We start from the raw sequence: 21,224 nt of genomic DNA, 5'->3' as shown, positions 1-21,224 counted from the left end.
GGAGGGTGCTTTTTTGTCATGTATGCGAAAATGCTCAGCGCAAGCGTCGTCGGCGTCGAAGGGCGCCTGATCGAAGTCGAAGTCAATCTTTCGTCCGGGTTGCCCCAGGTCGCGATCGTCGGGCTCCCCGATCCCGCCGTCCGCGAATCCGTGGAGCGCGTGCGCGCCGCCATCCAGAACGGCGGCATGACCTTTCCGCTCGACCGGATCACCGTCAACCTCGCGCCGGCCGATATGCGCAAGGAAGGGAGCGCTTACGATCTGGCCATCGCCGCCGGCATTTTAAGCGCAAGCGGACAACTGCCGAAGGAACGGCTCGACGGCGTTCTGCTCATCGGCGAGCTGTCGCTCAGCGGCGAAGTCCGGCCGGTTCCGGGCGTGCTGCCGATGGTCGAGCGGGCAAGGCGCGAAGGCTTGCGCCGCGTGATCGTGCCCCGGGCCTGCGTCGCCGAAGCGCGGCTGATCGAAGGCATCGAGGTGCTCGGCATCGCTTCGCTGGGCGAATGGAAGCAAGGCCCCCGGGGCGCGGGGTCCGTCGGCAACGCCTGCAGCGACGCGCCGGAGAGCGTAGGCGAACCCGCGGCAACGGAAGCATTCGCGAACGATGTCGACCTGGCCGACGTAGTCGGCCAAACGCACGGCAAGCGCGCGCTGCTTATCGCCGCGGCCGGGAAGCACAACCTTCTGGTCGTCGGGCCGCCCGGAACGGGGAAAACGATGCTGTGCCGACGCCTTCCCACGCTGCTTCCGCCGCTGGACGACGAGGAAGCGCTCGCCGTGACGAAGATATATAGCGTCTGCGGCAAGCTCGGCGGCCGTCAGGGATTGATCCGCAGACGCCCGTTCCGCTCCCCTCACCATTCGATCTCGGTCGCCGGGCTGATCGGCGGCGGAACGGTGCCGAAGCCGGGAGAAGTGACGCTTGCGCATCACGGCGTCCTGTTTCTGGACGAGCTGCCGGAATTCACCCGCGGCGCGCTGGAAGCTCTCAGGCAGCCTTTGGAAGACCGCCGCGTGACGATCGGCCGGGCGCGGGGCTCAACCGCTTTTCCGGCGGATTTTTTGCTGGCGGTTTCGCTTAATCCCTGTCCTTGCGGTTATTGGGGCTTTGACGGCGACCGCGTCTGCACCTGTTCGGCGGCGGCCGTCGCCCGCTACCGGTCGCGGCTGTCGGGGCCGCTCGTCGACCGCATCGACCTTCAGGTGGAGATGCCCCGGCAGTCGGGGCGGGGCGCCCCTTCCGGCGAATGGACGTCCGCCTGGGCCCGGGAGCGGGTGGCCGAGGCGATCGAACGGCAAAAAGCCCGCTACCGGAACAGCGGGATCCGATGGAACAGCGAGCTTCAGGGCAGAAAGCTGGCGGAATTCGCCCGTTTGGCGCCCGACGCCGAGAAGCTGCTGGCCGGCATCTACGACCGGCTCGGGCTTAGCCACCGGGCGCACGACAGAATTCTCAAAATGTCGCGCACGATCGCCGACTTGGCCGCAAGCGAACGGATCGAAGCCGAGCATGTCGCCGAAGCGGTGCGGTACCGCTGCCTGGACAAGCCGGCTTCCGACCCGCCGGGCTTCACGAGCCAGAACGGCAAATAAAGAGTTTATGCCGGTTGCGGTTGGGGGTTGGTCGGCTTGCGGCTATCCTGGATTTTTTCCAACGTGCCGGTTCGTTTTCAGCGCCTTCTACACCTATCTTGGATTTCATCCAATCTACAACGCCATGTTGAGGGAATTTTCCGCCCAAGCCCGCAAATTCAATGGAAAAATCCAATGTAGAGCGGCTTCTCAGAGGGAAACGCCTTCGGTCATTGGAATTTTTCCATGATAGCTCCTGCCGCAAGACAAAGAAAGTAGACAGATATGAAGTACACGGATCAGATCGCCTGTGAAGAAGACGACGGGTGCAAGCTCCGATTCATTTGCCGCCGTTATGCATCGTAACATCCTTGGCCTGCATAGCATCTGCGCAGCTGTATGACGTACAGTTGTATTACGTAGGCAATTTGTTGAATGCAGTAGCATTATGTAGCCATTTTACTCAGTTGCATTGCGCAGTCATTTTGTGCAGCAGTTATGTTCCGTGAAGGACATTGCGTGTGTTGGCATGCAGTTCCATTGCGTAGACACATTTTGCTCAGGTACCTTGCACAGACGTCCTACGCAAAGGCTGCTTCGCCGTCTGTACGCCGCAACCACCTCTGCCCGCTCAGAAAGCGCCCGGAATATGCCGAAGCTCGCTGACGCTTCCGTCCCTGCCGAACGTGACGGCGATCGCATCGAAGCGGACGGGGCGGACCTGCTGGCGCGACATCGCTAGATACACGCTTGCGACGCTGCGGACCTGGGCTTGCTTCGCGGAAGAGAACGCCTCGACGGCGGAGCCGAAGCGGGAGGGATTGCGTCTGGACCGGACTTCCACGAACACGAGCACGCCGCCGTCCGCCGCGATCAGATCGATCTCTCCGGTCCGGCAGCGCCAGTTCCGTTCGATGATGGCGTATCCTTGCGCCGCCAAATACTTGGCTGCGGCTTCTTCCGCTTCCCGCCCGGCGCGCTTTCGGCGGTCGAAGCCGCCGGAACGGGAGGCGCCGCCCGTCTTTTTCGTCTCGTCCATCGCCAACGCCTCCTCACGTCCACATGTCGGCTTTGCGTTCCTGCAGCCCGGCTTTCCGGTCCGTGCGGTAGACAAAGCTCAAAATCTCGGCGACAAGCCGGTACAGTTCCGGCGGAATTTCCTGCTGAAGGTCGAGCTTCGACAGGACCTCCACCAGCGAAGCGTCCTCCTGCACCGGCACGCCGCCTTCTTTCGCCCGGCGCAAGATCTCCTCGGCGAGAACCCCTTGCCCTTTCGCCACCACGACAGGCGCCTGGGCTTGCTCCGGATCGTATTTCAGCGCCACCGCTTTCTTGGTGATCGTCCGCGGCTGCGGCTGCTTGGGAGGTTGATCCTGGGCATTCATGCGCGAAAATCCACTCCCCTGTAAAGCTTCGCGGCGAACGCGTCCGGTGCGGGCGCATCCGCGGCGCCGGGCCGCCGGAACGCTTCGGCGGAAGCGGGTTCGCCGTCTCCCTGGGCCGGCTTCGGCAAGGATGCCGATTTGAGCGACAAAAGCTGGTATCCAGCCGACAGCAGGCGTTCCTGCGCTTCGTCTCTGGCCGATTCGATCAGGTCGGCCACCCACGGACGGTCGTTCCATATTTTGAGCGACACCATCTTGTTCACGACCGAAACGTCGACCAGCGTCTCGCCCAAATGCTTCATCTTCAAGTCGAACAGCAGCCGGCAGTTGTCCGCATCCCATTCGCCGCGTCTTCCGCGCCGCGTCTGCACGTGGATCGTCGCCGTCGTGTCGCCGTCTTCGCCTTTGAGCGGGACGAAAAAGACCATATGGCTCAGCATCCCCGTATTTTGCCGCTCGGGGGAGAGCAGCAGCTGCTGGCCGGCGATTTGCTGCGCCAGGCTGCTTGCCGCCTCGCGCAGCGGCGCGGGGACATCGTCCCGGCCCGCCAGCGCCAGCAGCGCGCCCTTCAGCGTCTCTTGGACTTTGGCCGCGTCTTGGCCCCCGGACTCTTCGCTCCGCTCCGTTCCGAAAGCGGCCGCAGCCGGGCCCGCATCGGGCTGAAGCAGCGCCTGGCGCTCATGCCCGACGCCGAGCCACTGCAGGAAGCGGCCGATCCACGGCTCCGAAGCCTCCGGCCGGGCTGCGAAAGGACGGGCCGCAAGCGCGGCGGCTTCCCGGCCCGGCTTGCCGGCGGCTCCGGCGTCCCGGGCTTCCGGAGAAGCGGTCCGCTGCGGCTCCTCTCCCGCCGACGCGCCGGAAGCCGGGACACGCCCGGGAGCGCCCGCGACCGTTCCCGCACCCGGCGCCGCCTGCGCCCGCGCCCCGCCCCCGCTAACCATGAGGATCGGCTGCTGCGGCATCGCCTTCTGTCCGGCAGCCGGCTGAGCCTCCGGCGCAACCGCAGCGGCCGAAAGCGGCGCCTGCACAGCGCCGGAGCCGGATGCCGCGGGCCGTTCCGCCGCGCTTGGGCCGGCCCCCTGGGCCGCGGCTCCCGCCGGGCCCGCCTGCTGCCGCGGCAGCTGCGCAATGGCGTCCTCGGCCGTCCGACGGGCGCCTTCGGACAGCAAAGCCGCGCCCTCCGCAAGCAGGCCGAGCAGCCGGCCGGCCGCCTCGGCCTGTCCGCTGCCGGGCTTGGCCGCCGCCGCAAACGCCGCCAGCTGCGTCTCGAACGCCGCCAGCTGCGCATGCAGCGGCGGCCCGAACAGCGCCTGCCGCAGCGAAGCGATCGTCGCCTCCGTCGGCGCAAGGCCGCGCCGGAACGCCACGGCGGCGGCATTCGCCCATTCCTTGGCGCCGGCGCCCGCGGGTTTTGCCTCAAGAGCCTGCCGGAACCAGGCGGCGGTCTCTTTGTCGAGGGCGTAGCCGTCGCGCTTGAGCCCTCGGACCAAATCTTCCGCCCATTTCGCGTCGGGCAGGCCGAACGATTTCAGCGCGCCCCGCACCACTTCGTTCGGAGCGGCTTCGGGCGCCTCCGCCAGCGGCTTCAGCACGATGAGGCCGCTTTGGGACTCGGGCTGGACTTGCAGCAGCGTCCCCCGGCCGACCGGCAGCTCCGCCTCGAGCCGCGCCCGCACTTTGACCCCGTTCACGTTAAGGACGGCTTCGCCATCATCCAGCATTTCCACGAGGACGCCCCTGACGATCTGGCCGATCCTCAATTCAAGCGCGCGGGCGCTTTCCGACGGCTGAACCTCGCCCATCATCGCCCGAAGCAACGAGCCGATATTGGCATTCATGCGCTGCCTCCTTTCCAAGAAAAAACCGATTGTCTGACGAAAATCCCGCACAATTTATGTATCGGCAGCAATCGCGCTCCATTCAAGTTAGAACAGTTCCTGCTGAACCGACAAAATCCCGCTCAAAAACGAATGGCGGTGCAATGGCGTAGGCCCGAGCGCCAGCAGCGCTTCCCGGTGCTCCTTCGTCGCATAGCCTTTGTTGGCGGCGATGCCGTACCCCGGATACATGACGTCCCAAACCTCGCGGCAAAGCCGGTCGCGGGTTACCTTGGCCACGATCGACGCGGCGCCGATCGATTGGCTTCGCGCATCGCCCTTGACGATGGCCGTCTGCGGGATGTCCACGGCGACCGTTTCCGCATCGACGAGCAGATGCTGGGGCGTGACGGACAGCCCCTCGACCGCCAGCTTCATCGCAAGCCGCGAAGCCTGGCGAATGTTGATCCGGTCGATCGTGGCGGCGTCGACGCGGGCGACCGACCACGCCTCCGCTTCCGCCAAAATCAGCTCGTACAGCCGCTCCCGCTTCTTTTCGCTTAATTGCTTCGAATCGTTGATGTCCTCCAGGACGGTTCCCGGACGGAAGACGACCGCCGCCGCGACGACATCGCCGAACAGGCAGCCTCTTCCCACCTCGTCCACGCCGGCGACGGCGACGAGGCCCCCGTCCCAAAGCTTTGTTTCGAATTCAAGCCGGTTCGGCTTTTGGTCAGATGATTCCACTACGCATTCCGCCTTCCCGGAAATGATTTCGCATGATGACCCTATTGTCCATGAAACCGCCCTTTTTCGGCAAGTTTTTTTTTCGTCCGGCCAAACGGCAAGTGGAACGAATCGTTCCGGTTCGGGTACAATCATTGTAGGTGATGGAAAAATGAACATGGCCAAATTGCTGATCGGGTCCGGCATCGTGCTGATCGTCGCCGGTTTGCTTTGGATGCTGCTGGGCCGTTTTATCCACCTGGGCCGTCTGCCCGGCGATATCGTCGTCGAGAAAGAGAACTTCAAATTTTACTTTCCGCTCGCGACCTGCATTCTGTTAAGCGCGGCGCTCTCTCTTATCGCCTACCTGTTCCGGTGGCTGTCCAAGTGAAATCCGGCCGGCGACAAGAAGAAAACGGCGCAAACGTCCTTGCTCAAGTCAAGGACGATGCGCCGTTTCTCTTGAAAATCCATTGCCTTATGAATGCTGCTGGACGACCGGGGCCGCCTCGCTTTGCCTCGAAATTAACAGATTCAGCACGATCGCCGTCAGCGAGCCGGATACGATGCCGTTCTGCAGAAGCATCTTCGCGAAGTCCGGCAGCTGGTCGAACATCTGCGGCAGCGTCGCCGAGCCCAGGCCGACCGCGATGCTGCAGGCGGCGATCAGCAGGTTGCCGTCCTTGCGCAGATCGACCTGCGACAGAATCGAGATGCCGGAAGCCGCGACCGAGCCGAACATGACGATCATGGCGCCGCCCAGCACCGCATTGGGAATGACGGTCGTCAAGGCGGCCAGCTTGGGCAGCAAGCCGAGGACCACCATGATCGCGCCGGCCGCAAAAATAACGTCCCGGGATTTGACCTTCGTCAGCGAGATCAGGCCGACATTTTGCGAAAACGCCGTGTAAGGGAACGCGTTGAAGATCCCGCCCAGCGTGATCGCAAGCCCTTCGGAGCGCAAACCGTTCACGATCTGCGCCGGTTCGACCTTCTGATCCGTCGCCTTGCCGACCGCCAGATAAACGCCCGTCGACTCCACCATGCTGACGATATTGACGAGAATCATCGTGATCACGGCCGTCAAGCTGATCTGGGGCACGCCGAAGTAGAACGGTTGCGCGATGCTGACCCAGGAAGCTTCCCCGACGGACGAGAAGCTGACGACGCCCATGAAGTAACCGGCAAGCGTACCGGCCGCCAAGCCGACCAGTACGGATATCGCCCGCATAAACCCTTTGGACAGACGGTTCACGGCCAAAATGACGATCAACGTGACAACGGCCAGCAGCAGATTGCGCGGCTCGCCGAAATCGGCGCTGCCCTGCCCGCCTGCCGCGTTGTTCATCGCGACGGGAATCAGCGACAGCCCGATGATCGTAACGACCGAGCCGATGACAATCGTGGGGAAGAACCTTAACATCTTCCCGTACAAAGGAGCGGCCAGCACGACGAATAAACCGGATAAGATCACGGCCCCGTATACGGTAGCCAGGTTCGAAGACGACGCAATGGCGATAATCGGTCCGACGGCGGTAAACGTGCAGCCCAATACGACGGGAAGCCGGCTGCCGAAATATTTGGTCCCCATCGTCTGCAAAATCGTGGCGATCCCGCAGGTGAACAAGTCCGCGGCGATCAGATAAGCCATCTGGGCGGCGGTCAAGTGGAGCGCTCCCCCGACGATCAGAGGCACCACGACAGCCCCCGCGTACATCGCCAGCACATGCTGGAAGCCTAAGGCAAAGACTCTTTTTTTGGTTAACATCCTATACCGTCTCCTTGACGCGATGGATTGAGCTTTCTTCTATGAACTGAATCTCGCCCGGCGACATCGAAGCGATGCGTGCCAGCGAATGAACCCTGACGTCCATCTCCTCCAGCAGACGTCGGCCTTCCTGGAAGCTTTTCTCGATCACGCAGCCTACGCCTGCCAGCTTCGCCCCGGATTCCCTGACGATCTTGACCAGCCCCGCAAGCGCCGCTCCCGTCGCCAGAAAATCGTCCACGATCAGCACCCGGTCGTCCGGGCCCAGATATTTTCGGGAAATGCTGACCTGATACGTCTCCCCCCGGGTGAACGAATGCACCTGCGCCGAATACACCTCTTCGGAGAGCGTAACGGCTTTTTTCTTTTTCGCATAAATAAACGGCACGTTCAGCGCGATCCCCGTCGCCATCGCAAATTGTATGCCGCTGGCTTCAATGGTGAGCACCTTCGTTACCGGTTCGTCCGCAAAGATTCGCCCGAACTCGCGTCCGATCTCCAAGGCAAGCTGCGTATCCACCTGGTGATTCAGAAACGAATCGACTTTCAGCACCTTATCGGACAAAATCAATCCCTCTCGGCGTATCCGTTCCAAGAGCACTTCCATCGCCATCTACCGTCCCTTTCTGCATGAAAAAAAGGGACAAGCTCCTTGAGCGGTTTCTCAAGTGAAGCTTGTCCCGGGGATTCATCCCTTATGGCGGCACTTCAAGTGCCAGCATCGCCGGACCGGTCCCCCGTTTCGCTGAAGGACGGAATCCGGAATGCACTCGCTATCACTCATAGTCGGACGATTACAGTGGTCGTCCGGTAGAAACTTATGGGCCATATTCCCAAAATTATATGAGCTCGTATGCAATTGTACGATGACTATACTACACACTCTTTCTTATCGTTTCAAGAGAAAAATCGCCGTTTCGATATTTTGGCAAGGTTCCGCGGGTGCGAATGCCCTTATCGGACCGGCGCTTCCAGCGTGATCCGGCCGAGCTTGCCGGAGCGCAAATCGCGCAGCAGCACGCCGGACGCCTTCTCGTAGTCGATTCGCCCGCCGCTTCCGACGCATCCGCGCCGCCGTCCGATCTCTTCCAGCACTTCGGCGGCAGCCGCCAAATCGGGCAAATCCTCCGGAAGCTCCGTCAGTCCGTAACGTTCCGCAAGCGCTTCGCGGTAAGCCTTCGTCAGCCAGCGAAGCGTAAAGCAGGCCACTTCCTCGATCGGCAAAATTTCCTCTTTGATCGCGCCCGTCGCCGCAAGCCGGAATCCGACCTCGGGATCCTCGAACTTCGGCCATAAGATTCCCGGCGTGTCCAGCAATTCGAGATCCCCGCCGGTGCGAATCCATTGCTGGCCTTTCGTCACGCCCGGGCGGTCGCCCGTCACCGCCGCGTTTCTCCCCGCCAGGCGGTTAATGAGCGTCGACTTCCCTACGTTGGGGATGCCTACGATCAGCGCGCGGGCGGGCCTCGGACGCATGCCCTTGCTGATTTGGCGCTCGATCTTCTCCTTCAGCAGGACCTTGACCCGGCCGGGGATGTCCCGAACGCCGCTTCCCGTATTCGCGTCGATGGCCAGCACCTCGCGGCCGAGCGCGCGGAAGTGCTCGCTCCAGCGCACGGTCGCCTCCGCATCCGCCAAGTCGGCCTTGTTGAGCAGAAGCAGGCGCGGCTTGCTCCCGACGATCTCGTCGATCATCGGGTTGCGGCTCGACTCGGGCACGCGTGCGTCCAGCAGCTCGAACACGACGTCGATCAGCTTCAGCTTCTCTTCGATTTGCCGTTTGGCCCGGGTCATGTGGCCCGGAAACCATTGTATGGTCATATTGCATCCCTCCGCGATTTCCGTCCGGCAGAGGGACCAAGGCGCTTGTCCTTACCAGCCGCGACCGATATATTTTATTTTATTTAACGGCCAAAAGATCAATTCGGCCCGCCCGACCACCCGGTCCATTTTGACGAACCCGATCATCCGGCTGTCCTTGCTGTCCGGACGGTTGTCGCCAAGCACGAACAGCTCGCCTTCCGGAACCGTCGTCTCCTGGAACTGTGAATTCGGGTAGTCGCTGTTGAAGCTTTTCTCATTATAAAGGCCGCCTGCGGCATGAGCCCGTTCGTACGCTTCCTTCAGGTAAGGCTCCTCGATCGCTTCGCCGTTCACATAAACGGTGTCTCCGTCGACTTTCACCGTGTCTCCCGGCGTCGCAATGACCCGCTTGATATAATCCCGGCCTTCTTCGGGCACATGAAACACGATGACTTCGCCTCGTTTCGGCGCGCGGAAGTCGTACAAAATTTTATTGACGATAATCCGCTCCCCGTTCCAGAAGTTCGGCTCCATCGAAGAGCCGTCCACGATGAACGGAGAAACGAGCAGCCAGCGGATGACGAACACGAGTATGGCCGCGATCGCCAGCGCCTTGATCCATTCCACCAGCTCGCTCTTTTTGCGGGGGCCTGCCGGCTTGACCGTCCCGGGCGCTTTGCCGCTTCCCGCGGCCGCCGCGCTTCCGGCAACGGCATGCATGCCGCCCGCTTCATCGGACTCATGCCCGGATGAGGCGTGTGATGCTCCCAAGCGTTCTCCCGTTCCGGTGCCCGCATTTGTTCCGGCTTGCTCCGCCGTTTCGCCACTTTTCCAATCACGCGACTGATCCATGTCGATTCGCCTCTTTCCCGAGTCCGTCTTTTTCGAAATCGTCTGATGTCAACGCGTATTTTAGGGGAAATGCAAAAAGGAGGACTTGAACGTAAGCCAAGCCCCCCTTTTGATTAGCCTTATCGAATTTCCTTGATACGAGCAGCTTTGCCGCGCAGGTTGCGCAGGTAGTACAGCTTCGCACGACGGACTTTGCCGCGGCGCGCCACTTCGATCTTCTCGATGCGGGGCGAATGCAGCGGGAAAGCGCGTTCTACGCCGACGCCGTACGAAATTTTGCGCACGGTGAACGTTTCGCTGATGCCGCCGCCACGGCGTTTGATCACAACGCCTTCGAACAGCTGGATACGTTCGCGGGAACCTTCGACAACCTTGACGTACACTTTAAGCGTGTCGCCCGGACGGAAGTTCGGAATGTCCTTGCGCAGTTGTTCTTGCGTAATCTCTTGAATCAGATTCATGGATACCACTCCTTCCACCATAGACGTTCGTACCCGCTCCACAAGTCCGTTGACCGCTTCATGGCGTGCAGAGGACCGTCCGATTTTTCGCCGATTGCCCGTTTTGAACAACGGAGCATCCGGCATACACAACATCTGAAATTTTATCACACCCGCCAGGTAAAAACAACCTTATATTTCGTTATTCGTCCCGTTTTGCACCTCTTCGAGCCAACGGCGCTCCTGCTCGGTCAGCTCCGCATTCCGAAGCAGGTCCGGACGGCGCTTGACCGTGCGAAGCAGCGACTGCCGGCGCCGCCATTTGTCGATTTCCGCGTGATTGCCCGAAAGCAGCACATCCGGCACCTTCCAGCCGCGGAATTCGGGCGGCCGCGTATAATGCGGGTGTTCGAGCAACCCGTCGCTGAACGAGTCGCGGGCCGCCGACTGGTCGTTGCCGAGAACGCCGGGTAAAAGCCTGACGACCGCGTCGATCACGACCATCGCCGGAAGTTCGCCTCCGGTCAGCACATAATCGCCGATCGACAGCTCGTCCGTGACCAGATGCTCGCGAATGCGCTCGTCGAAGCCTTCATAGTGGCCGCAAATAAACACGAGATGCGATTCGGCGGCCAGTTCCCGGACCTTGGCCTGCGTCAGCGGTTCCCCTTGCGGGCACATGAGGATGATGCGCGGGGACGAACGGGAAGGCTCGACGCTCAACCGTCCGTCCTTCTCGCCGGGTGCGCTCTCCCGGAGCGGCTCTTCCCGCTCCTCACGCTCTTCCCGATCCGCGCGCTCTTCGCCGCCAGGCTCCGCTTCCGCTCCTTCCCGCTCCTCCACCCGGGCGGACCGGATCACCGATTCGACCGCGGCAAAAATCGGCTCGGGCTTGAGCACCATCCCCCCGCCTCCGCCGTACGGCGTATCGTCCACCGTATTGTGCTTGTTGTTCGCGAAATCGCGGAAGTTGACCGTCGACAACTTCACCTTGCCGCGCTCCCGCGCTTTTCCCAAAATGCTGCTGCCGAAGACCCCCTCGAACATTTCGGGAAAAAGCGTCAAAACGTCGATCCGCATGCTACAGCAGCCCTTCCATCAGATGAACTTTGACCGTCCGCCCGGGAACGTCCACTTCCAGCACGACCTCGTCGATGACGGGAAGCAGCACGTTGCCGCCTTTCGGCCGTTTGACGACCCAAACATCGTTGGCCCCCGGCGACAGCACGTCCGTAATGATCCCCAATTTCTCGCCGTCCTCGGTGACGACGGTGGCGCCGACGATGTCGCGCACGTAGTACTCGCCTTCCCCGAGCTCGACCCGGTCCTCGTCCCGTACCTTCAGTTCCCATCCTTTGTATTTCTCGACGAGATTGATATTGTCGTAGCCTTTCAGCTTCAGAATGAACAGATTTTTGTGCTCGCGGGCGCCCTGCACTTCCACTTCGAGCGCCGCTTCAGCTCCCGCCCCGGGCGGACACAGCAGCAAGCGGCTTCCGTTACGGAAGCGCACATCCGGAAAATCCGTATGCGGCCACACCTTGATTTCGCCTCGGATGCCGTGAGTATTGACGATTTTGCCGACGTTAAGCAAACGCTCTTCCGTCACGGAAGCAGCCTCCTTCTATGTTCAAGACTCCGGACTCATTTTACCCTTTTCGGTTCGCCAAAAAAAGTCCGGGCATGCCAAACGCAGCCCGGACCTTCCTTTTTGCCTTATTCCGATTTGATGTCCACGATGACGCGCTTCCGCTCCTTGACCGCAGCGGAAGTGACGACAGTGCGCAGCGCTTTCGCAATGCGCCCCTGCTTGCCGATGACTTTGCCGACATCGTCTGGATGAACGGACAGCTCGTACACCAGGCCGCGCGCGTCCTCCTTGACTTGAATCTGCACGTCTTCCGGATGATCCACCAACGCTCGGGCGATAACCCGAATCAATTGTTCCATGGCCTATGCCCTCCGGGAATCCGACGTTACTTCTGAAGCTTGGATTCGTGGAATTTTTTCAGAACGCCGGCACGGCTAAGAAGATTGCGGACCGTCTCGGAAGCCTGCGCTCCGTTTTGCAGCCATTTCAGCGCTTTTTCCTCGTCGATTTTCACTTCAGCGGGTTGCGCGACCGGGTTGTAGTACCCGATCTCCTCGATGAAGCGGCCGTCGCGCGGGGAACGGGAATCGGACACGACCACGCGATAGAAAGGAGCTTTATGAGCGCCGATGCGTTTCAGACGAATGCGTACTGCCATTTCAACTTTCACCTCCTTAACAAAATCCACTTCCGCGTCAAAACGGGAATCGCATGTTTTTGCCGCCCAGCATGTTTTTGAGGCCTTTCAGGCCGCCTTTGGGACCTTTGGGTCCCATCATGCCGGAAAACTGCTTCATCATCTTCTTCATTTCCTCGAACTGCCGGATCAGCTTGTTCACTTCGGCAAGCGACGTCCCGCTGCCCGCGGCGATCCGCTTGCGGCGGCTGTAGTTGATGATTTCCGGTTTCTGCTTCTCCGCCTTCGTCATCGACTTGACAATCGCCTCGGTGCGCGCGATTTGCTTTTCGTCGATTTTGAAGTTGGGCATGTTCTTCAGCTTGTTCATGCCCGGCAGCATGTCGAGAAGCTGGTCAAGCGGGCCGAGCTTGCGGACCTGCTCCATCTGCTCGAGGAAATCCTCGAACGTAAACTCGGCGTTCCGCATCTTGCGTTCCAATTCTTTCGCTTTTTCGGCATCGATGTTGGACTGCGCCTTCTCGATCAGCGACAGCATATCGCCCATGCCGAGAATCCGCGACGCCATCCGGTCGGGGTGAAACGGCTCCAGCTGGTCGATCTTCTCGCCCATCGACGCGAACTTGATGGGGCAGCCGGTGACGGCCTTGACGGACAGCGCCGCGCCGCCTCTCGTATCGCCGTCGAGCTTCGTCAGCACGACGCCGGTCAGCTCCAACTGCTCGTGGAAGCTTTTGGCCACGTTCACCGCTTCCTGGCCCGTCATCGCATCGACGACGAGCAGCACCTCGTCGGGTTTGACCGCCGCATGAATCTGCTTGATCTCCTCCATAAGCGCCTCGTCGATCTGCAGGCGGCCGGCGGTATCGATCAGCACGTAATCGTTGCCCTGCTCTTTCGCATGCTGGACGCCCTGCTTTGCGATCTCCACCGGGCTGACCTTGTCGCCCAGCGAGAACACCGGCACCCCGATCTGTCCCGCCAGCACTTCCAACTGTTTGATCGCGGCGGGACGGTAAATGTCGCCCGCGACGAGCAGCGGCTTGTGATTCTGCGATTGGAGCAGCTTCGCAAGCTTGGCGGTGAGCGTCGTCTTCCCCGCGCCCTGCAAGCCGGCCATCAGAACGACGGTCGGCGGCTTGTTCGATTTTGCCAGCTTCGCCTGGGTGCCGCCCATCAGCTCGATCAGTTCTTTGTGCACGATGTCGACGACGACCATGCCCGGCGTGAAGCTCTTTTGAACCTCCGCCCCGACCGCCTTCTCTTTCACCTTCGCGATGAAATCCTTGACGACCTTAAAGTTGACGTCGGCTTCGAGCAAGGCCAGCCTGACTTCGCGCATCGCTTCGTTAACGTCGTCCTCCGACAGCTTGCCTTTGCCTCTCAGCTTGCCGAACACATTCTGCAGCCGTGTCGTCAATCCTTCAAATGCCATGCCCGATCCCCTCCTTCCGCTCCGAATTTGCCCCGTTAGCCGGGCTCGCATTTTCGATTGGCAAACCGCTGTCCGCCGACCGCAGCATCGCTACCGTATCCAGAAGCGGCTTGCGCCACTGCGCCGGAAGCTCGCCGATCTGCCGCTCCAGCCGGTCGAGCCCCTGCTGCAGCCGCTCGTGGCGGACCGTCAGGGACAGCTTGGCTTCGTATTCTTCCAGGATCTGCTCCGCCCGCTTAAGGTGTTCGTACACCGCTTGCCGACTGATGTCAAAATCTTCGGCAATCTCGCCGAGGGAGTAGTCGTCTTGATAATAGCATTTCAGAAAGGTCTGCTGCTTCTCCGTCAGCAGCGGACCGTAGAAGTCGAACAGCACGTTCATGCGGTTCGTCTTCTCCAGCGCATTCTCCCCATGCACAAAGGCTCACCCCTCGCCTGTCAAGGAAAAGCACTTTACAGCGATTCAACTTAGTCTATGTTACGCAATTCTCCCGCCGATGTCAAGCGAAAAGACTTAACACCGAAAACTCTTTTCGACCGCGGCCTCCGAACAGGATTCCGATCGCTGCCGTTCCCCGGAACGGCCCCTGCAAAGTACGCGCTCGCGCTCCCTTTTACACGGTATCCCCTTCGCTCAGGACCGTGTGCGGCAGCGCATTTTTATTCCGTATCCCTTCCGTTCAGGACGATGCGTGACAGCTCCCTTTTACGCGGTATCCCCTTCGTTCAGGACGATATGCGGAAGCGCTTTTTATGCGGCATTCCTTTCGTTCAGATCGGTCATCATGCGCTCTATCCTGAATGAAGGGGATATGGAAATGAAGGGGCGTTGATGCCCTCTGTCTCCTGAGCGTAGGGGATACCTAAGTAAAAGGAAGGAAAAGATAAATAATGGAGGAAACGGCGATTGACGCCGAAACGAAAACCAGCCTCAAAACCGGGCCCAAACGGCCGGTCTTGAGACTGGTCGCAAAAACGAAAGCGCAATGCAGCCGCGCGGTCAACGCCGTAAAGTCAGTGCCTCAAAGAAACCGCCATAGAGTTTATGCCGCAAAGTTTACGCCGTAGAGTATACGCCCTAAAGTCAACGCCATAAGGTCAACTGCCCCGATAAGTGCTGTATCCGCCGGGGGCGACCAGCAGCGGGACGTGGTAATGGGCCTGCGGATCGCCGATGACAAACCGGACCGGGATCCATTCGAGAAAGCCCTCGCCCGCCGTTCCGCGGAAATACCCCGCGGCGTCGAACATCAGCTCGTAAATGCCCGCCGCCATCTCGTCGCCGGACAGCAGAGGCTCGCCCAGCCGTCCGTCTTCGTTGGTGAAGGCTTCCCGCAGCATGGTGCGCGCTCCCTTTTCCGCGAGCCGCAGCCGCCACAGCTGAACGCGCATGCCCGCAGCCGGCTTGCCTTGGGATACGTCCAGCACATGCGTCGTCAGCCGGCCGCTCATGCTTCGCCCGCCGCCAGGTCGTCGCGCGTCATCGTGAAGCCCTGAAAGCCGAACGGCGGACGCGGTTCCGTAAAGACGCCGGGCTCCGTGCCCGACTTGGGCTCGACAACCGCCTCCCACGTGCGGTTGTTCGATTCGAAGCGCACTTCGGCCAGTTGCGGGAAGCGAGACAAGATCCGGCGGCCGATCTGATAAATCAGGGACTGGATCGAGGGCGAGTTCTTTTCATGGAAAACGTGATGGGCCAAATCCCGGATTTGCTCGGCGGCGACATAGTTGCCTCTGGTCGCGTCCAGGGCGTCGTTTACGTCCGCATAACGCCAATGAATGTCGAGAAAAATGAAAAGAGGCCGGTCGTAGCTGTCCGGAAGCGTCGTATATTCGTCCCGGACGAAGCCATAGAACGAGCTGCCGCTCACCTTGATCAGCTGCAGGTCCGACAGGCTGCACTCCAGCGACCGGATTTCGCAGCCCGCATCCGTCCGCACGAGCGACATGGCGGCGCTGGCATGGTCGTTATGGCTGCGCCGGTAGACGAGCCCGCTCGGCACGAATCCGTTCTCTCCCCGCACTTCGAGGGGCAGAAACGGAATCCGGCGTGCGCTCAGCTCGATCGCTTCCATATGCGCATATTTCGCCAAAAACTTTTCGCTGATGTAAAAGAGAAGCCCTTCCGTCGTGCTGCCTTCGTACCCCGCGGTCTCCCGCAAAATGAAGTTTTTCATCGAATCGGTGGCGACCACGCGCGAATTGTCCCCTTCGGTAAACGAAGTAAGCAGCTCTTCCCCGCTGACCGAGAACGTGATGTTGTGGGCGAAAATGACGTTCGCATCGCCGGAATACGGAGATTCCGGGATAGGCTTGACGGCAAGCGGCGCGGCATAGGTGCGATAGTTATAAACGTCTCCTTTTCCGTAATAAAGCGTTCGTCCGTTGGCCAGTTTCAGCATAGGTCCGTCCTCCCCGGTTCATCGTTTTCGTTATGGATCAAATCCGCCAAGCGGAAGCCGGCAATCCGCCCGATTTCGCTCAGCGCCCGCTCGCGCTCTTCCGCGGCCGAGCGGCTGATGCGCTCCTGCATGGCGGCGAGAATATCGCTCTTGCTTTTGCCGCGAACGGCAAGGATAAAAGGGAATCCGAATTTGCCTACATACCGCTTGTTCAAATCGTGGAACCGTTCGTATTCCTCCTGCGTCAGCCGGCTGAGACCGGCGCTTTGCTGCTCCGCCGCGGAATAGCCGCTGACGGCCAGCCGCGTCCCGAGATCGGGATGGGCCAGCAGCAGCGAATCGATCCGGTCCTGCGGAGCGCCGCGAACGATCCCCATCATCGCTTCGTGCAGTTCCCGCACGGAAGCGAAAGGACGCAGCGTCCATGCGTCCTCGGCGACCCAAGGGGAACACTCGAAAATCCCGCCTAATGCTTCGACAAACTCGCTGCGGTCCATACGGTTAATCGACTGCAGCGTTATTTTTTGCCCGGTCGGCTTCATTTCCAATACCCCTCGTGCACCGCGACGACTTCGGCTTCGATTTCCGGAAACGGCCCGATCACCACGATCGGTTTCCTTCCTCTTGCGAACACTTCCCTGCACGGCAGATCCAGCGTCAGATTCCGCTCGTCGTCGCCCGTAAGCTCCGCCAGCAGCGATTCCGTAATCCCGTATACGACGCGGCCGACGTTGCCCCAATAAATCGCCCCCGCGCACATGGCGCACGGCTCTGCCGTCGTATAAAGCGTGCAATCCCAGAGCTCGTCTTTGGTAAAACGCTTCGAAACGACCCGCATCAGCGCCGCTTCCGCATGCCCTGTGCAGTCGCGCTCCGTCATCTCGACGTTGCCCTGCTCCCATAAAATACGGCCGTCTTTGCCGACCAGCAACGCCCCGAACGGCGTATTTCCCGTTTGTCTCGCTTTCTGCGAGATTTCGACGCTTCGGCGCAAATACGCCAGATGGTATTCCTTATCGTTCGGCTTGTCGCTTCTTCCGTCTCGCTCACGCGCTCTCATGCCGTCCCGCATGCCGTCGCCCCCCTTGCTCCGCCGCCTTCAGCACGGAACGGATGATTCCGCCGTATCCCGTGCAGCGGCACAGATTGCCGGACAGCGCCTCTTCGATTTCGGCCATGGAAGGCTCCGGGTTCTTGTTCAGCAGCGCGGTGACCGTCACGATCATGCCCGGCGTGCAGTAACCGCACTGATAACCTCCCTCCTCCAAAAAGCACTTCTGAACGCGATTCAGCGCGCCGTCCGCAGCCAGGCCTTCGATGGTCGTAATGTTTTTGCCCTGGCATTGATAAGCCATCGTCAGGCAGGAATTGACCGGCTTGCCGTCCACCAGCACCATGCACGCGCCGCAGCGGCCGATGTCGCAGGACCGCTTCGTGCCGGTCAAATGCAAATCTTCGCGCAAAATGCAAAGCAGCCGCTTCGCCGGCGGAACGTCAACCGATACCGGACGCTTGTTGATTACGCATTGCAGCGTAAACGTCTCGGCCGCGCTTGCGAGCTTTGGATCGATCATCGCCATTCCACCGCCTTGTTCAAAAATACGGGCTTCTCCAGAAGCAGCGCCGGGTCGATCGGAAGCTTGTTCACCCGCTTGCCGACCGCATCGTGCACCGCCGCCGCAATCGCCGGAGCGAGCCCGACCGAACCGATCTCGCCGACTCCGCGCGGGCCGTGCTTGTCTCCTTCCGGCAGTTCCTCGATCGGAAGCACCTCGAATCCGCCGCTCAGCTCCGCGATCGTCGGAATCAGGTACGTGTCCAGATTGCGGGTCAGGTACATCCCTTTGTCCATCACGGCGTCTTCCGTCAAAGCGAACCCGAGCGCCATGCCGCTGCCGCCTTCGATCTGGCCGAGATAGCCCTGCGGATTGACGACCGGACCTGCGGCGACCGCGTGAAACTGGTCCAGGAGCTTGACGCGTCCGGTAAGCGTGTTGACCTCGACCTTCACCGCAACCGAAGCATACGTGTACAGGTAATGCGCCCCGACGCGGTCTACGGGCGAAGTCGGATACGCAAACTTCGTCTCGGCGACGATCGGTTCGCTTGCCGTCTTTGCGAGTTCGCCGTAGGAGATCAGCAGGCTCCCCGATTCGGCGTCCCGAATGCCGCCGCGGCCGAGAACAAGCTTCTCCATGCCGACGCCGAGCGCGCGGGAGGCCTGCTTGCGCAACGCCGTTGCAAACGGAGGATGCAGCCGCTTCAGCGCCTGCCACATCATGCTGGTCGCCCGGGAGGCGGTGCTTGAACCGCTGTCCGGCACGGCGTCGGTATCGCCGATGACGATCCGCAAATCCTGCGCGTCGAAGCCGAACTGTTCGATCAGCATTTGCTCCAAGGAGGCGATAAGCCCCTGGCCGAATTCCTCGTACCCGAACGCCGCCTCGATCTTGCCGTCGCCCGCCAGCGTCAGGCGTCCTCCGGCGGGATCGGGAATCCCGACGCCCAGGCCCGCTCCGTGCATGACCAGCGCGGCGCCGTACCCGGTTTTGATCCAGGGCGGCCGCGTTTCGGAGCGGTTGCCGGCGGCCGCTTTCTCCTTCCACAAGCGGCAATCCGCCAGCGCCTCCCACACTTGCCGCGCCCCGTCCGTCTGCGCGATCGGCTGGCCGAGCGGACCCGGGTCGCCGGGCTGCCGCATGTTCATCAGCCGGAACGTCCACGGATCGATGCCGAGCTTCTCCGCGAGCCGGTCCATTTGCCCTTCCAGGGCGAAGATGGCCTGATTGCCGCCGAAGCCGCGGAATTCGCCGGACATCCCGTTGTTCGTGAACACCGATACGCTTTCCACCTTGACCGCGCCGAAACGGTACGGCCCGATGACATGCTCGACGGCGAAATTCAGCACCTCGGCGCTGAGCGTCGAATACGGTCCCGCGTCGGAAACGATCCTCACCTGGTGGGCGAGCAGCCTGCCGTGTTCGTCCGTGCCGGTCTTCATGGTGATTTTCATCGGATGGCGCTTCAGTCCCGCGCGCACCGATTCCCAGCGGGAGTTGTGCAGCTTGACCGGGCGGCCGCAGGCGAGCGCGAGCAGCGCGCCGTACGGCTGCACGTTCAATTCGTCCTTCCCCCCGAACGAGCCCCCGATCGGGCTGGAAACGACGCGAATATCCGCTTCCGGACGATTCAGAATGCGAGCCAACTGCATCCGGTCCATAAACCCGTGCTGGGTCGGCGCGTACACGGTCAGCCGGCCGTTCGGCTCGGGAACGAACAGGCCTCCTTCGGTCTCCATGTACGTGTGCATCTGCCTGGGCGTAGAATAGGTTTCCTCCACAATATGCCGGCACGCCGCAAAGCCCGCTTCCACGTCCCCGCAGCCGTAATCGCTCCGGTGCAGCACGTTGCCGTGCTCGAACAGTTTTACACTGTCCGGAGAAAGCGCCGACTCCGGATCGTCCACGACGGGAAGCGGCTCGTAGTCGACCTCGATCTGCGTCAAGGCGTAAGCCGCCAATGCTTCGGTTTCGGCCGCGACGGCGGCGACCGCGTCGCCGATAAAACGCACCCGGTCCTCGCAAAATACCGGCTGGTCGGGCCTTGCGATGCCGAACCGGTTCAGGCCCGGAACATCCGCGCTCGTCAGCACGGCGCAGACGCCCGGAATCGCTTTGGCCTTCTCCGTGCGGATCGATACGATTCTCGCATGCGGATAAGGGCTTCTCAGCACGCGGCCGTGCAGCATGCCCGGCAAGGACAAATCCGTCAAATACGGCAGGCGCCCGGTCACTTTGTCCGGCCCGTCGGGACGGACGCGCCACCTGTCGCCGCTTGTCGTCCGGTTCAGCGGCATGGCGCCCCCTCCTTCCCTCCGGCAGCTTCGCCGGCCGCGGTCAGCTTCCACAGCTCGGTGACGACCAAATTGGCTGCCGTCAGTTTGCGGTACATGTCCGGCGCGAACGGATCCGGCGCCGGCGCGTAATCCGCGGCCACTTGTTCATAAACCTCGCCAAGCGCATCCGGATCGGGCATGCGGCCCGTCAGCAGCTCTTCCGCCCGCTTCAGCCGCGCCGGAACGGTCTGGCCTCCGCCCGCCGAAATCCGGATGCCGGTTAGGCGGCCATCCGGCTCCAGGCTGCCGCAGAGCGCCACGGTAACGAGCGAAGGCGTAAACGCCTCCCTGCGGCCGACTTTATGGAAAGCGAAAAATCGCTTTGCGTTCGCTATCGAATCGTCCCCGCCCAGCGGGATCCGGACTTGCGCAAGCAGGCGGACGCGGGCGCGATCCGGTATCGGTTCGGACAGCCAGTCGGCCAGCTTCTCCGTTCGCTCTCCGTCCTCGCCGATCCAAACGAGCGAAGCGTCCGCCGCCAGCAGCGCCGGCAGCGAGTCCCCGGTACGGGAAACAATGTTGCCGCCGATCGTGGCCACATTCCGCACCGACCAGCCGGCGATCGTCCGGATGGCCTGCGCCACGATCGGCGCGTGCCGTCCGAGAAGCGGATCGTTCAGGCAATCGTCCAGCGCCGTGAGCGCCCCGATCGCCAGATCGCCGTCTTGCAGCCAGATGCCCGACAGCCCTTCGATCGAGCCCAGATCGATCAAATGCCTGGGGATCGCCTCCGTCCCCGCCTCCCACCGGGTTCGAAGCAGCGTGCCGCCGGCCGCGAAAACCGCGTCCGCGCCGAGCGCCCGCTTCCGCGCGACCGCTTCCTCCGGCGTCCGGGGCCGCCAAACGGAGGGAGATTGAAGGATCTCCTCGTGACGTAAAACCATCCTTGTCCCCTCCCATC

24 protein-coding genes and 1 riboswitch are annotated in these 21,224 nt (G+C 61.5%); of the genes, 2 read left to right on the top strand and 22 right to left on the bottom strand.

Going from position 1 to position 21,224, the window contains the following annotated elements; translation table 11 throughout:
• The first annotated feature begins 18 nt into the window (after nt 1-18).
• On the top strand, nt 19-1,593 hold the full coding sequence (locus F560_RS0100560) for a YifB family Mg chelatase-like AAA ATPase (protein ID WP_019003742.1): 1,575 nt from the start codon (nt 19-21) through the stop codon (nt 1,591-1,593).
• Nucleotides 1,594-2,203: 610 nt separating this feature from the next.
• Here the strand turns inward: F560_RS0100560 and F560_RS0100555 are convergent.
• The 4 genes from F560_RS0100555 to F560_RS0100540 all read right to left on the bottom strand — a co-directional run bounded on the left by F560_RS0100555 (nt 2,204) and on the right by F560_RS0100540 (nt 5,521).
• On the bottom strand, nt 2,204-2,611 hold the full coding sequence (locus F560_RS0100555; RefSeq protein WP_019003741.1) for a YraN family protein: 408 nt from the start codon (nt 2,609-2,611) through the stop codon (nt 2,204-2,206).
• Nucleotides 2,612-2,624: 13 nt separating this feature from the next.
• Complete coding sequence (locus F560_RS0100550; protein WP_019003740.1) at nt 2,625-2,957, bottom strand: EscU/YscU/HrcU family type III secretion system export apparatus switch protein; 333 nt, start codon at nt 2,955-2,957, stop codon at nt 2,625-2,627.
• A complete protein-coding gene (gene fliK / locus F560_RS0100545; RefSeq protein ID WP_019003739.1) occupies nt 2,954-4,795 on the bottom strand; it encodes a flagellar hook-length control protein FliK in 1,842 nt (613 codons plus the stop codon). Before fliK ends, F560_RS0100550 begins: the two co-directional genes overlap by 4 nt.
• Nucleotides 4,796-4,882: 87 nt before the next feature.
• Nucleotides 4,883-5,521 (bottom strand): ribonuclease HII, encoded by a 639-nt coding sequence (locus F560_RS0100540; protein ID WP_019003738.1) that lies wholly within the window; start codon nt 5,519-5,521, stop codon nt 4,883-4,885.
• Between the two features lie 151 nt (nt 5,522-5,672).
• On the opposite strand from F560_RS0100540, the gene F560_RS0100535 reads away from it, so the two are divergent.
• Entirely contained in the window at nt 5,673-5,891 is a 219-nt protein-coding gene (locus tag F560_RS0100535) for a DUF2905 domain-containing protein (protein ID WP_019003737.1), read from the top strand.
• A gap of 87 nt (nt 5,892-5,978) precedes the next feature.
• Here the strand turns inward: F560_RS0100535 and F560_RS0100530 are convergent, their stop codons facing one another.
• The 18 genes from F560_RS0100530 to F560_RS0100440 all read right to left on the bottom strand — a co-directional run bounded on the left by F560_RS0100530 (nt 5,979) and on the right by F560_RS0100440 (nt 21,207).
• The gene (locus F560_RS0100530) at nt 5,979-7,268 is read right to left on the bottom strand and encodes a nucleobase:cation symporter-2 family protein (protein ID WP_019003736.1); all 1,290 of its coding nucleotides are present in this window, start codon (nt 7,266-7,268) and stop codon (nt 5,979-5,981) included.
• 1 nt (nt 7,269) lies between these two features.
• Nucleotides 7,270-7,875, bottom strand: coding sequence for a xanthine phosphoribosyltransferase (locus F560_RS0100525; RefSeq protein ID WP_026298015.1), 606 nt, complete (start codon nt 7,873-7,875; stop codon nt 7,270-7,272).
• Between the two features lie 156 nt (nt 7,876-8,031).
• Nucleotides 8,032-8,135: riboswitch (purine riboswitch) on the bottom strand.
• A gap of 87 nt (nt 8,136-8,222) precedes the next feature.
• Nucleotides 8,223-9,089, bottom strand: a complete 867-nt coding sequence (gene ylqF / locus F560_RS0100520) for a ribosome biogenesis GTPase YlqF (protein ID WP_019003734.1) — start codon at nt 9,087-9,089, stop codon at nt 8,223-8,225.
• Between the two features lie 51 nt (nt 9,090-9,140).
• On the bottom strand, nt 9,141-9,791 hold the full coding sequence (gene lepB, locus F560_RS22140) for a signal peptidase I (RefSeq protein ID WP_156828850.1): 651 nt from the start codon (nt 9,789-9,791) through the stop codon (nt 9,141-9,143).
• A gap of 251 nt (nt 9,792-10,042) precedes the next feature.
• Nucleotides 10,043-10,384, bottom strand: coding sequence for a 50S ribosomal protein L19 (gene rplS, locus F560_RS0100510; RefSeq protein WP_019003732.1), 342 nt, complete (start codon nt 10,382-10,384; stop codon nt 10,043-10,045).
• Between the two features lie 171 nt (nt 10,385-10,555).
• On the bottom strand, nt 10,556-11,443 hold the full coding sequence (gene trmD / locus F560_RS0100505) for a tRNA (guanosine(37)-N1)-methyltransferase TrmD (protein WP_019003731.1): 888 nt from the start codon (nt 11,441-11,443) through the stop codon (nt 10,556-10,558).
• Nucleotide 11,444: 1 nt separating this feature from the next.
• Nucleotides 11,445-11,972, bottom strand: coding sequence for a ribosome maturation factor RimM (rimM, locus tag F560_RS0100500; RefSeq protein WP_019003730.1), 528 nt, complete (start codon nt 11,970-11,972; stop codon nt 11,445-11,447).
• Nucleotides 11,973-12,079: 107 nt separating this feature from the next.
• Complete coding sequence (locus tag F560_RS0100495) at nt 12,080-12,313, bottom strand: KH domain-containing protein (protein WP_019003729.1); 234 nt, start codon at nt 12,311-12,313, stop codon at nt 12,080-12,082.
• A gap of 26 nt (nt 12,314-12,339) precedes the next feature.
• A complete protein-coding gene (gene rpsP, locus F560_RS0100490; RefSeq protein ID WP_019003728.1) occupies nt 12,340-12,612 on the bottom strand; it encodes a 30S ribosomal protein S16 in 273 nt (90 codons plus the stop codon).
• A 37-nt stretch (nt 12,613-12,649) separates the two neighbouring features.
• Entirely contained in the window at nt 12,650-14,026 is a 1,377-nt protein-coding gene (gene ffh / locus F560_RS0100485; RefSeq protein ID WP_019003727.1) for a signal recognition particle protein, read from the bottom strand.
• Nucleotides 14,016-14,408 carry a YlxM family DNA-binding protein gene (ylxM, locus tag F560_RS0100480; protein WP_425393265.1) on the bottom strand — a complete coding sequence of 131 codons (393 nt, stop codon included), beginning with the start codon at nt 14,406-14,408 and terminating at the stop codon, nt 14,016-14,018. Before ylxM ends, ffh begins: the two co-directional genes overlap by 11 nt.
• A 716-nt stretch (nt 14,409-15,124) precedes the next feature.
• Nucleotides 15,125-15,478, bottom strand: a complete 354-nt coding sequence (uraH, locus tag F560_RS0100470) for a hydroxyisourate hydrolase (protein ID WP_019003724.1) — start codon at nt 15,476-15,478, stop codon at nt 15,125-15,127.
• Nucleotides 15,475-16,428: a factor-independent urate hydroxylase gene (gene pucL, locus F560_RS0100465; RefSeq protein ID WP_019003723.1), complete on the bottom strand. Its 954-nt coding sequence runs from the start codon at nt 16,426-16,428 to the stop codon at nt 15,475-15,477. The genes uraH and pucL overlap by 4 nt, the downstream gene beginning before the upstream one ends.
• Nucleotides 16,422-16,970, bottom strand: a complete 549-nt coding sequence (gene uraD, locus F560_RS0100460) for a 2-oxo-4-hydroxy-4-carboxy-5-ureidoimidazoline decarboxylase (RefSeq protein ID WP_019003722.1) — start codon at nt 16,968-16,970, stop codon at nt 16,422-16,424. The genes pucL and uraD overlap by 7 nt, the downstream gene beginning before the upstream one ends.
• Nucleotides 16,967-17,500, bottom strand: coding sequence for a nucleoside deaminase (locus F560_RS0100455; protein WP_245554790.1), 534 nt, complete (start codon nt 17,498-17,500; stop codon nt 16,967-16,969). The genes uraD and F560_RS0100455 overlap by 4 nt, the downstream gene beginning before the upstream one ends.
• A complete protein-coding gene (locus F560_RS0100450) occupies nt 17,475-18,002 on the bottom strand; it encodes a (2Fe-2S)-binding protein (protein WP_019003720.1) in 528 nt (175 codons plus the stop codon). Before F560_RS0100450 ends, F560_RS0100455 begins: the two co-directional genes overlap by 26 nt.
• A complete protein-coding gene (gene pucD, locus F560_RS0100445) occupies nt 17,999-20,284 on the bottom strand; it encodes a xanthine dehydrogenase subunit D (protein WP_019003719.1) in 2,286 nt (761 codons plus the stop codon). The genes F560_RS0100450 and pucD overlap by 4 nt, the downstream gene beginning before the upstream one ends.
• Complete coding sequence (locus tag F560_RS0100440) at nt 20,275-21,207, bottom strand: FAD binding domain-containing protein (protein WP_019003718.1); 933 nt, start codon at nt 21,205-21,207, stop codon at nt 20,275-20,277. Before F560_RS0100440 ends, pucD begins: the two co-directional genes overlap by 10 nt.
• Between the last annotated feature and the right edge of the window lie 17 nt (nt 21,208-21,224).

Source organism: Cohnella laeviribosi DSM 21336 (assembly GCF_000378425.1).
Lineage (GTDB): Bacteria > Bacillota > Bacilli > Paenibacillales > Paenibacillaceae > Cohnella > Cohnella laeviribosi.
The sequence above is the reverse complement of the archived record's forward strand: the minus strand, read 5'-3'. Positions and strand labels throughout refer to the sequence as shown.